The following is a 10808-nucleotide window of genomic DNA, read 5'->3' on the forward strand; positions in this document are numbered from 1 at the left end:
GGCGTCATGGCCGCGTCGAGGGCGCCCAGCGCTTCGGCCAGGCGGTCGCGGCGGCGCGCGCCGACCAGCGGGACGATGTCCTCGCCCTTGGCCAGCACCCAGGCGATGGCGGCCTGGGCAGGCGTCAAGCCGAGCGCCTCGCCGGCGGCCCGCAGCGCCTCGGTGAGCGTCAGGTTGCGGGTCAGGTTCTCGCCCTGGAAGCGCGGGCTGTGGCTGCGGAAGTCGCCCTGGCCGGGAACGCCCTGACCGCGGATCGCCGCCTGCATGTGCCCGCCGATCAGGCCGCGGGACAGCACGCCGTAGGCCGTGACGCCGATCTCGAGTTCGCGGAGCACGCCGAGGATCTCGTCCTCCAGCCCGCGCGAGATCAGCGAGTATTCGATCTGCAGGTCGACGATCGGGTGGACGGCGGCGGCGCGGCGGATGGTCTCGGCGCCGACCTCCGAGAGCCCGATGTGGCGCACGTAGCCGGCCTTCACCAGGTCGGCGACAGCGCCGACGGTGTCCTCGATCGGCACGTTGGGATCGAGCCTGGCCGGGCGGTAGATGTCGATGTGGTCGAGGCCCAGGCGCTGCAGGCTGTAGGCGGCGGCGGTCTTCACCGCGGTCGGCCGGGCGTCATAGCCGATCCAGGCGCCGTCGGGCCCGCGCTGGGCGCCGAACTTGACGCTGACCACGACCTCGTCGCGGGGCCGGCCCTTCAGCGCCTCGCCGATCAGCAGCTCGTTGTGGCCCATGCCGTAGAAGTCGCCGGTGTCGATCAGGTTGATCCCGGCGTCGAGGGCGGCGTGGATCGTCGCCAGGCTCTCGGCGCGGTCGGACGGGCCGTACATTCCCGACATGCCCATGGCGCCCAGGCCGATGGCGGAGACTTCGGGGCCCGTCTTGCCAAGCTTGCGCATCTTCATCGAGGATCTCCTGTCCACCGCCGCTCACCGGTTGGCCTGATAGGTGGGGCCGCTGCCCCTGAGGCGTAAGCTGCACACGGCGGCGTCCCTTCTGAGGCCGCCGTTCCGGAGCTAGGTCCGGGGCCCGTAGGCGCGTAGGAAGGCCCGCACTCCGCGGGCGGCCTCCTCGTCGATCTGCCGGTCGGTGAGTTCCGGGATCGCGTTGCAGAGCCGGCCCTTGAAGGTTGGGGACTGGACCAGGCCCAGGAAATGCTGCGCCGCGCCCACGGTATCGCCCCCGAGATCGAGCACCCCGGCCGCGTCCAGCGAGGCCAGGAATTCCGCAAGGCGGTCAGTCCCGCGGAGGGGGCCGGCCTCGTAGAAGGTCCGGCTGATCTCCGGCGTGCGTTCGGCCTCGGAGACGATCAGGCGGAAGTTGCGGACCGTCGTCTCATTGATCACGTGCGCCAGAAAGGATCGCGCGATACGCTGCAGCGCTTCCGCCGGCGCCTCGCCGGGTTTCAGTGCGAAGACCTCGTCCTGCTGCCACAGGCAACGGCGCTCGACATAGGCGATGAACAGGTCGTCTTTGCTCTTGAAGTAGTTGTAGAGCGTACCCTTCGAACCTCCGAGACGTGCGGCGATGGTCGACATGGAGGCGTTCGCGAAGCCTTCCTCGAGGAAGACTTCCTGGGCCACGTCCAGGATCAGTTCCCGGCGCGCGTCGCGGTCCAGTCGGGTTTTGGCTAACTGCATCTTTTTTCCAACCGTACGGGGTGGTCACCTTGACGCGCCACGGTGGCGCTCTCTATATCGCCCTCCACAAAATATGACCGTACCGTACGGTATGACAAGGGTGGGCCCATGAGATCCTCCTCAGCTCTTTTCGCCCAGTTCCCAGTCGTCCGTCGAGGGATGAGTCTCGTGAGCCTGCTGGCGGCCACGGCGCTCAGCGCCTGTGCGAGCCTGCCGACGCCGACGCCGGCGCGGGTGGCCAAGGCGCCGCAGGCCTATGCGGCCGCCCAGGCGCTGGCGGGGCCGACCCGGGACTGGCCGGCCGACGCCTGGTGGACGGCCTACGGCGACGCCCAGCTCAACGGCCTGATGCAGGAGGCCCTGGCGGGTTCGCCGGACCTCGCCGCGGCCCAGGCGCGGGTGCGCAAGGCCCAATCCCTCGCCGCCACGGCCCGGTCGCGCGAACTGCCCACGTTGAGCGCCAACGCCAGCGTCCAGGAGCTGAAGCAGAGCTACAATTACGGCATTCCGCCGGCCTTCGTGCCGCACGGCTACAACGACTACGGCCAGGTCACCCTGGACTTCAGCTGGGAGCTCGACTTCTGGGGCAAGAACCGCGCGGCGGTGGCGGCTGCGGTCTCCGACGCCCGCGCGGCCGGGGCCGACGCCGCCGAGGCGCGGCTGATGCTGTCCACCAACCTGGCCGCCGCCTACGCCGACCTCGCCCGCCTCTATGCCGAGCGCGACGTGGCCGAGCGCGCCATGGCCGTGCAAGGCGAGACCAGCCAGCTCGTGCGTGACCGCGTGGCCAACGGCCTCGACACGCTCGCCGAGCAGCGTCAGGCGGAAGCCGAGCCGCTGCAGGCCAAGGCCGACCTCTCCGCCATCGACGAGCAGATCGCGCTCACCCGCAACCGCCTGGCCGCGCTCGCCGGCGCCGGGCCGGACCGCGGTCTGTCCATCGCGCGGCCCAGCGCGGCGGCGCTCAAGCCGCTGGGCGTACCCGCCGAGCTCGCCGCCAGCCTGGTCGGCCGGCGCCCCGACGTGACCGCGGCCCGCTGGCGCGCCGAGGCCGCCGCCGAACGGATCCACGAGGCCCGCGCGGCCTTCTTCCCGGATGTGAACCTCGCGGCCTTCATCGGCGTGCAGTCGCTGTTCCTCAGCAAGCTCACCGCGTCGGGCTCCGACGTCGGCTCGGTGGGGCCCGCGATCAGCCTGCCGATCTTCAACGGCGGTCGGCTGCGGGCCGGCTACCGCGGGGCCGAGGCCGACCGCGACGCGGCGGTGGCGAGCTATGACGCCGCCGTCACCGAGGCCTTCCGCCAGGTGGCCGACGTGGTCGCCTCCAGCCGCGCGCTCGCCTCGCAGGTCGCCGACTCCCGCGCCGCGCTCGCCGCCAGCGAGGACGCCTACCGGATCGCCAGGCTCCGCTACCAGGGCGGGCTCGCCACCTATCCCAGCGTGCTGCTCGCCGAGCAGGGCGTGCTGCGCCGCCGCCGGGTGGTCGCCGACCTGGACGCGCGAGCGCTGGCCCTCGACGTGCAGCTCGTCCGCGCCCTGGGCGGCGGCTTCCATTCCGCCTGACCGCCGCCAACCGACCTCATCGACACCCGCGCTCTCCAAGGACCATCCCCGATGTCCGACACCGCTTCCGCCAATACCGCCCAGGGCGCCGCGTCCGCTTCCGCCGGCCGGGCGCGCCGCCGGAGGCTCCTGACCTGGCTCGCCGTCGCGGTGGTGCTCGCCGCCGTGCTCTACGGAGGCTGGCGGTTGATCTCCTCCGGCAAGACCGTGACGACCGACAACGCCTACGTCGGCGCCGACGTGGCGCAGGTGACGCCGCTGGTCGCGGGCCCGGTCGCCAAGGTGCTGGTCCGCGAGACCCAGACGGTGACGGCCGGAACGCCCCTGGTTATCCTCGACGACGCCGACACCAGGATCATGGTCGATCAGGCCAGGGCCGCCCTTGGCCAGGCCGAGCGAAAGGTGCGCGGCTATGCGGCGAACGACACCGCCTTCGCGGGCCAGCTTGGCGCCCGCGACGCCGACATCGCCCGCGCCCAGTCCGACCTCGAGCGCGCACGCACCGACCTGACGCGGCGCCAGGCGCTGTCGGCCTCCGGCGCCGTCTCCGGCGACGAGCTGACCAACGCCAGGAACAAGTTCGCCGAGGCCCAGGCCGCGCTCGCCCAGGCCCAGGCCTCGCGCCGGGCGGCCGAAGGCAACCGCGAGGCCAACCGCGTGCTGATCTCCGGCGTCAGTCTGGAGCAGAACCCCGAAGTGACCGCCGCCAAGGCGCGGCTGGACGCGGCGCAGCTGGCGCTCGACCGCACTGTGATCAAGGCGCCCATCGACGGGATCGTCTCCAAGAAGCAGGTGGAGGTCGGCCAGCAGGTCGCCGTGGGTGCGCCGCTGATGGCCCTGGTCCCCGCGTCCGAGGTCTACGTCGACGCCAACTTCAAGGAAGTACAGCTCAAGAAGGTCCGCGCCGGTCAGCCGGCGACGCTGACCTCCGACCTCTACGGCTCGGGCGTGAAGTTCCACGGCCGGGTGCGTGGCCTATCCGGCGGCACCGGCTCGGCCTTCTCTCTCATCCCCCCGCAGAACGCCTCCGGCAACTGGATCAAGGTCGTGCAGCGCCTGCCGGTGCGCATCGACCTCGACCGCCGGGAGCTGGCCGCCCACCCCTTGCGCGTCGGCCTCTCGATGAAGGTCGCCGTCGATATCTCCGGCGCGCGCTAGGGCCGGCCGCCATGTCCGACCAAGCCTCTTCACCCGCCGCGCCCGCCCCGATGACGGGCCCGCTGTTGGCCATCACCTCGATCGCGCTGGCGCTTGGCACCTTCATGCAGGTGCTGGACTCCACCATCGCCAACGTCTCGATCCCCACCATCGCCGGCAACCTGGGCGTCAGCGCCGACCAGGGGACCTGGGTGATCACCTCCTTCGCCGTGGCCAACGGCGTTTCGGTGCCGCTGACCGGCTGGCTGATGATGCGCTACGGGGTGGTGAAGACCTTCGTGGGCTCGGTGGCGCTGTTCACCATCGCGTCGTTCCTTTGCGGCATCTCCTGGAGCCTGCCGTCGCTGATCGTCTTCCGCATCCTGCAGGGCGCGGTTTCGGGGCCGATGATCCCGGGCTCGCAGGCCCTGCTGATCATGATCTTCCCGCCCACCCAGCGGGGCCTGGCGCTGGCGATCTGGTCGATGACCACGCTGGTGGCGCCGATCTGCGGGCCGATCCTCGGCGGCTACATCTCCGACAACATCGCCTGGCCGTGGATTTTCCTGATCAACGTTCCGATCGGGGTGGTCTGCACCGTCATCTGCTGGCGCAACATGCGCAGCCGTGAGACCGCGACGCGCAAGGCCCCCATCGACAAGACTGGCTTCATGCTGCTGCTGGTCTGGGTGGGCGCGCTGCAGGTGATGCTCGACACGGGCAAGGACGCCGACTGGTTCAACTCCTCGGCGATCGTCGTCGAAGCGATCATCGCCGTCATCGGCTTCATCGCCTGGTTGATCTGGGAACTGAACGAGCAGCATCCGATCGTGGACCTGTCCTTGCTGCGCTCGTCCAATTTCGTGTTGGCGACCGTGGTGACCTGCGCAGGCTACGCCGTGTTCTTCGGCTCCAACCTGCTGCAGCCGCTCTGGCTGCAGACCCGCATGGGCTACATCGCAACCTGGGCGGGCCTGGTGGCCGCGCCCTCCGGCGTGGTGGCCGTGCTCCTGACGCCGTTCGCCGCCCGGATCATGAACAGGATCGACGCCCGCTGGACGGCCAGCCTGTCGCTCGTCGCCTTCGCCGTCTCCTTCTACTTGCGCTCGAGGTTCACCACCGATGTGGACTTCTTCGCCCTGGTCATCCCGATGTTGGTGCAGGGAGTCGCTATGAGCACCTTCTTCATCTCCATGGTCACCATGGCGCTGAACGGAGTTCCCGGATCGCAGGTGCCGCAGGCCTCGGGGCTCTACAATTTCGCCCGGATCACCGCAGGCAGCTTTGCGGTCTCGATCGTCACCACCGCGTGGGACCGCTCGGCGACCCTGCACCAGACCAGGCTCTCCGAGGTGATGGGGGCGCAGGATCCGACGTTCATCTCCGCCCTCCAAAAGCTCCAGGGCGCCGGCCTCAGCGCGCAGCAGGCGCTGGGTGCGGTGGTCAACCAGGTCACCAACCAGGCCTACCTCCTGGCGACTGTCGACCTGTTCCGTGTCTTCACCTGGCTGATCGTGATCCTGATCCCGTTCGTTTGGCTGGCGAAAAAGGCCTTGAGCTCTGGCGCAACGCACGCGGCGGCGGATTAGAGTCCTTGCCTTCCCTGATCGGCTGACCTGCTCCAAGTCAACCGGGAGGCGCTCTAGCCGCAGGCCTCCATGGCCTTGAGCTTGCGCCACACGGTCATGCGCGAGACGCCGAGGCGCCGCGCGATCTCCACCGGGCCGACCCCGGCGCGCTGCAGGGCGCGGATCTCGTGGCTAGCGGCCGGGCGGCGATGGTTGCCGGGCCCCGCCGGCTCGACGGCGGCCACGGCTTCGAGCACCGCGCGCAGGGCAGGGCCGCCGGGCCCAACGCTGCACAGCTCCGGGTCGACGACATAGAGGCTGGCGCCGCGCGCCTCCAGGCGCTCCAGAACCCGCAGCATGCCGCGGCCGCTGGCCCCCAGCTGCTCGAGGCGGCCGACCACCAGCTGGTCGCCGTCGGCGATGAAGTCGAGGATCGAGTGCAGGACCGTGAAGTCTTCGCGGCTCAGGGCGCCGGGATCTTCGGCGCGCACGACATGGCAGCCCACGGCCTTCAGCGCGGCCGCCGCTTGGCCCGCCGCAGGACCTGGCTCACGAAGCCTGACGTACCCGATCCTGAGCATGCCGCCCGCCGCTCCGAGCCCTGGAAAGACCGAAGCGACAGGGTCCCAAATGCGGAGCTTCGCGCCAAGCCGCTCAAAGGTTAAATCGAAGCAATATTTGACCGGCGGCGGCGGTAACCTAGGCGGGATTGTGTTCGCTCGACACCGATTTCGCGACGGAAATGGAAAAACTCACCGCATTCCGCCTGAAGATGTATTCGTGGTCGACTGTGTCGCCGACCTGGAAGCCGTATTCGCCGACCTTTTCGAACCCGTGGCGGGCGTAGAAGCGCTGGGCGCCGTGGTTCTCCGACCAGACGCCGATCCAGACCGTGCGCGGACCGTGCGCCTGCAGCCATGCGATGGTCTCGGCAAAGAGCCGGGCGCCCAGCCCGCCGTTCTGCCAGGGCTTGAGGAGGTAGAGACGCTTCAGCTCGCCGCAATCGGGGGTGACCTCGGCGTGGGGCAGGGTGCAAGGGCCGGCGAGCGCGAAGCCCACGACCTCGTCGCCGGCCTCCACCAGCCAGGCGGCCTTGGCGGGATCGGCGAGGTCGGCCAGGGTGCTTTCCAGGCAGTAGGCCTCGGCCAGGAACCGCTCGAGGTCGGCGGCCGGGTAGAGGTGGCCGAAGGTGTCGCCGAAGGTGCGGGCGCCGATGGCGGCGAGCGCGGCGGCATCGGCGGACCCGGCGCGGCGGATCAGGGGTTGAAGCATCGGGCGGGCGCAGAATCTACGTTAGGATGAACCATGACTGTTGCGCTCTACACCCATGCGGACATGCTCGACCACCGTCCAGGCGACCGCCACCCGGAGCGGCCGGAGCGGTTGCGGGCCGTGACCGATGCGCTGAGCGAGAGCGATCTGAAGTTCGTGGTTCGCGATGCGCCGCTGGCCGAGGAGGCCGACCTCGCCCGGGTGCATGGCCAAGCCTACGTGGACGCGATCTTCGCCGCCAAGCCGGGGTCGGGGAAGCTGAAGCTCGACCCCGACACCTTCATGTCCGCGGGCAGCCTGAACGCGGCGCGCCGGGCCGCCGGCGCGGTGGCCGCCGCCGTGCGCGATGTCGCCGCCGGCCAGGCGGACCGGGCCTTCTGCGCGGTGCGACCGCCAGGCCACCACGCCGAGCCCGGCCGGCCCATGGGCTTCTGCATCTTCTCCAACGTGGCCATCGCCGCGCGCGCGGCCCAGCAGGCGGGGCTTTCGAAGGTGGCGGTGGTCGACTTCGACATCCACCACGGCAACGGCACCCAGGCCGCCTTCGACGGGGAGGACGGGCTGTTCCTGGCCTCCATCCAGCAGTGGCCCATGTGGCCGGGCACCGGCCATCCCTCGGAGACCACCTCGGACAACATCGCCAACGCGGTCTCTCCGGAGGGCGCCTCGCGGGAGGTCTGGCGCAAGGCCTTCGAAAGCCTGATGCCGAAGGTCGACGCCTTCGCGCCGGACCTGATCATCGTCTCGGCCGGCTTCGACGCCCATGTCCGCGATCCGCTGGGCGCGGGCGGCCAGTCGCTGGAAGCCGAGGACTTCGCCTGGGCGACGCGGGCCATCGCCTCAGTGGCCAATCGCCACGCCAAGGGCCGGGTTGTGTCCTCGCTCGAGGGCGGTTACGACCTTGGGGCTCTGGGCTCCTCGGCGCTAGCGCACGTGCGGGCCCTCTCCGAGGGATAGGGGCGATAGGGGTGAGGGGTTGCACGCCAGCCGTTCGGATGGACTGGCCAGCGCATTGACCGCCGACGGCTCCACTGCGCCCGTTCCGCAAAGCCCCACGACGCCGCGTCCAGGGGCAATCACCCTGGCCCGCCACGGCGAACCGGCGCTGTCGCGCAAGGTGCGGCTGTCGGCCCAGGAATACCGCGAGTTCTGGGCCCGCTACGAGATCATGGGCCTGCTGCCCGGCCAGACGCCGCCGCCGGCGCTGAGCGCCTTCGTCGACGAATGCGACGTGCTGATCGCCTCGACCCGGCTTCGCGCCATCGAGAGCGCGCGGGCGCTCGGCGCCGGCCGCGCCTTCACCGAGGAGGCCATGCTGGTCGAGGCGCCGCTGCCGCCGCCGAACTGGCCCTCCTGGGTGCGGCTGTCGCCGAGGCTCTGGGGCTTCTTCGCGCGGTTCTGGTGGTGGTTCTTCAACCACCACGAAGGCGGCGAGACGCGGCGGCAGGCGGAAGTCCGGGCCGACCAGGCGGCGCAAAAGCTCGAGGCCCTGGCCAACGCCGGCCAGAACGTCGTCGTCCTGGCGCACGGCTTCTTCAACGTGCTGATCGGCCGCGCGCTTCGCCGCCGCGGCTGGCGCATGACGTTGCGCGAAGGTTACAAGTACTGGTCGACGCGCCGCTTCGAGCGGAGCTAGGAAGAGGTCATGTCCGAACCGGCCGAGATCGCGACCCTCACCTTCGAACAGGCGCTTGCCGAGCTGGAGCAGATCGTCGCGCGGCTGGAGTCCGGCCAGGCGCCGCTGGAGGACTCCATCCGCATGTACGAGCGCGGCGCGGCGCTGAAGGCCCACTGCGAAACCCGGCTCGAGGCGGCGCGGCTGCGCGTGGAGAAGATCGTTGTAGGCGCGGCCGGCGCGCCGGGAGTCGAACCCGCCGAGTTCAGCTGATGCCTCGGGGATTGCCGCAGCGGGTGGCGGAAGCCGCCGACCTGGTCACCGTCGCACTGGACGAGTTGCTGCCGCGCGCCGAGGGGCCGGAGGGGCGGCTGACCGAGGCCATGCGCTATGCGGCGCTCGGACCCGGCAAGCGCCTGCGGACCTTCTTCGCGCTGGAGACCGGCAAGATGTTCGATGTGCCGGAGCGCTCGGTGCTGCGGGCCGCCTGCGCGCTGGAGTGCGTCCAGGCCTACAGCCTGATCCATGATGACCTGCCCTGCATGGACGACGACGACATGCGCCGCGGCCGGCCTACCGTACATAAGGCCTATGACGAGGCGACGGCGGTCCTGGCCGGCGACGCCCTGCAGACCGCCGCCTTCGAGATCCTGGCGCACCCGGACACCCATTCGGACGGGGGGCTGCGGGCCGAGCTGGTCATGAAGCTCGCCCAGGCGGCAGGCGCCAAGGGCATGGCCGGCGGCCAGATGATCGACATCCTGGGCGTGCGAGACGACCTGGGCGGGGTCGCGCGCATGCAGCGGCTGAAGACCGGCGCGCTGATCGCCTGCGCCTTCGAGCTGCCGCTGGTGCTGGCCCGGGCCAAGGACTCCGAGCGGCACGCCATGCTGGCCTTCGCCCACGACCTGGGACTCGCCTACCAGATCGTCGACGACCTGCTGGACGCGGAGGGCGACCCCGAGAGCCTTGGCAAGGCGGTCGGCAAGGACGCCGCCAAGGGCAAGGCGAACTTCGTCACCCTGCTGGGGGTCGAGGCTGCGCGCGAGCGGCTGAGCCTGCTGTCCGGCCAGACCAAGGCGCATCTGGAACCCTTCGGCGTGGCGGCCGAATTCCTGCGGGCGAGCGTGGATTTCGTGCTAGAGCGCCAAAACTAACTGGTCCGGTTCGGTTCGTTTCAGTCCATGCTCGCAACCCCGCTCCTCGACACAATCGCCTCGCCCGCCGACACGCGCGGCCTTTCGATCGCGCAGCTGAAGACGCTCGCCGACGAGCTTCGCGCCGAAACCATCGACGCGGTGTCGCAGACCGGCGGACACCTGGGCGCGGGCCTCGGCGTGGTCGAACTGACCGTCGCCCTGCACCACGTCTACGATACGCCGAAGGACATCCTGATCTGGGACGTCGGCCACCAGGCCTATCCGCACAAGATCCTCACCGGCCGCCGCGACCGCATCCGCACCCTGCGCCAGGGCGGCGGGCTGTCGGGCTTCACCAAGCGGGCGGAGAGCCCGTACGATCCGTTCGGCGCGGCGCACGCGGCGACCTCGATCTCGGCGGCCCTCGGCTTCGCCGCGGCGCGCGACCAGAAGGGCAAGGACAATCGCGTCGTGGCGGTGATCGGCGACGGCTCGATGAGCGCCGGCATGGCCTACGAGGCGATGAACAACGCCTGCGAGACCACCCGCCAGCTGACCGTGATCCTCAACGACAACGACATGTCGATCGCCCCGCCGGTGGGTGGGATGAGCGCCTATATGGCCCGCCTGGTCTCCGGCGGCGGCTACCGCTCGCTCCGGCGGGTCGGCAAGTCGATGTCCAAGGCGTTCCCCAAGTCGCTGCAGGAGGCCGCCCGCAAGGCCGAGGAATACGCCCGCGGTATGGTGACGGGCGGCACCTTCTTCGAGGAGCTCGGCTTCTACTACGTGGGCCCGATCGACGGCCACAACCTCGACCACCTCGTCCCGATCCTGAAGAACGTGCGCGAGATCTCCGACCGGCCGGTGCTGG

12 protein-coding genes are annotated in these 10808 nt (G+C 70.3%); 8 read left to right on the forward strand and 4 right to left on the reverse strand.

Annotation, left to right across the window (positions count from 1 at the left end; translation table 11 throughout):
• Both JWP28_RS01585 and JWP28_RS01590 read right to left on the reverse strand, forming a co-directional pair.
• A partial coding sequence (locus JWP28_RS01585) for an aldo/keto reductase (RefSeq protein ID WP_299539233.1) occupies positions 1-908 on the reverse strand: 908 nt, incomplete at its 3' end.
• A gap of 111 nt (positions 909-1019) precedes the next feature.
• Positions 1020-1643 carry a TetR/AcrR family transcriptional regulator gene (locus JWP28_RS01590; RefSeq protein ID WP_299539235.1) on the reverse strand — a complete coding sequence of 208 codons (624 nt, stop codon included), beginning with the start codon at positions 1641-1643 and terminating at the stop codon, positions 1020-1022.
• A gap of 159 nt (positions 1644-1802) precedes the next feature.
• On the opposite strand from JWP28_RS01590, the gene JWP28_RS01595 reads away from it, so the two are divergent.
• From JWP28_RS01595 to JWP28_RS01605, 3 genes are read left to right on the forward strand one after another with little or no spacing between them, the layout of a single operon-like run.
• Positions 1803-3206, forward strand: a complete 1404-nt coding sequence (locus tag JWP28_RS01595) for an efflux transporter outer membrane subunit (protein ID WP_299539237.1) — start codon at positions 1803-1805, stop codon at positions 3204-3206.
• 51 nt (positions 3207-3257) lie between these two features.
• The gene (locus tag JWP28_RS01600; protein WP_299539240.1) at positions 3258-4364 is read left to right on the forward strand and encodes an HlyD family efflux transporter periplasmic adaptor subunit; all 1107 of its coding nucleotides are present in this window, start codon (positions 3258-3260) and stop codon (positions 4362-4364) included.
• Positions 4365-4375: 11 nt separating this feature from the next.
• Positions 4376-5932, forward strand: coding sequence for a DHA2 family efflux MFS transporter permease subunit (locus tag JWP28_RS01605; RefSeq protein ID WP_299539243.1), 1557 nt, complete (start codon positions 4376-4378; stop codon positions 5930-5932).
• Positions 5933-5985: 53 nt separating this feature from the next.
• On the opposite strand, the gene JWP28_RS01610 is transcribed toward JWP28_RS01605, so the two are convergent.
• Positions 5986-6492 (reverse strand): recombinase family protein, encoded by a 507-nt coding sequence (locus tag JWP28_RS01610; RefSeq protein WP_299539245.1) that lies wholly within the window; start codon positions 6490-6492, stop codon positions 5986-5988.
• 118 nt (positions 6493-6610) lie between these two features.
• Positions 6611-7183, reverse strand: a complete 573-nt coding sequence (locus JWP28_RS01615; RefSeq protein ID WP_299539248.1) for a GNAT family N-acetyltransferase — start codon at positions 7181-7183, stop codon at positions 6611-6613.
• Between the two features lie 33 nt (positions 7184-7216).
• Between JWP28_RS01615 and JWP28_RS01620 the strand changes: the two genes are divergently transcribed.
• From JWP28_RS01620 to JWP28_RS01640, 5 genes are all read left to right on the forward strand, one after another.
• Positions 7217-8140 (forward strand): histone deacetylase family protein, encoded by a 924-nt coding sequence (locus tag JWP28_RS01620; protein WP_299539250.1) that lies wholly within the window; start codon positions 7217-7219, stop codon positions 8138-8140.
• Positions 8141-8159: 19 nt separating this feature from the next.
• A complete protein-coding gene (locus JWP28_RS01625) occupies positions 8160-8819 on the forward strand; it encodes a histidine phosphatase family protein (protein ID WP_299539252.1) in 660 nt (219 codons plus the stop codon).
• 9 nt (positions 8820-8828) lie between these two features.
• Positions 8829-9071 carry an exodeoxyribonuclease VII small subunit gene (locus tag JWP28_RS01630; RefSeq protein WP_299539254.1) on the forward strand — a complete coding sequence of 81 codons (243 nt, stop codon included), beginning with the start codon at positions 8829-8831 and terminating at the stop codon, positions 9069-9071.
• Positions 9071-9955 (forward strand): polyprenyl synthetase family protein, encoded by an 885-nt coding sequence (locus tag JWP28_RS01635; RefSeq protein ID WP_299539257.1) that lies wholly within the window; start codon positions 9071-9073, stop codon positions 9953-9955. Before JWP28_RS01630 ends, JWP28_RS01635 begins: the two co-directional genes overlap by 1 nt.
• A gap of 27 nt (positions 9956-9982) precedes the next feature.
• Positions 9983-10808 (forward strand): 1-deoxy-D-xylulose-5-phosphate synthase N-terminal domain-containing protein (locus JWP28_RS01640; protein WP_299539260.1); only part of this gene is annotated, 826 nt, incomplete at its 3' end.

The sequence above is a fragment of the Phenylobacterium sp. genome (assembly GCF_028290885.1).
In the GTDB taxonomy this organism is placed as follows: Bacteria; Pseudomonadota; Alphaproteobacteria; order Caulobacterales; family Caulobacteraceae; genus Phenylobacterium.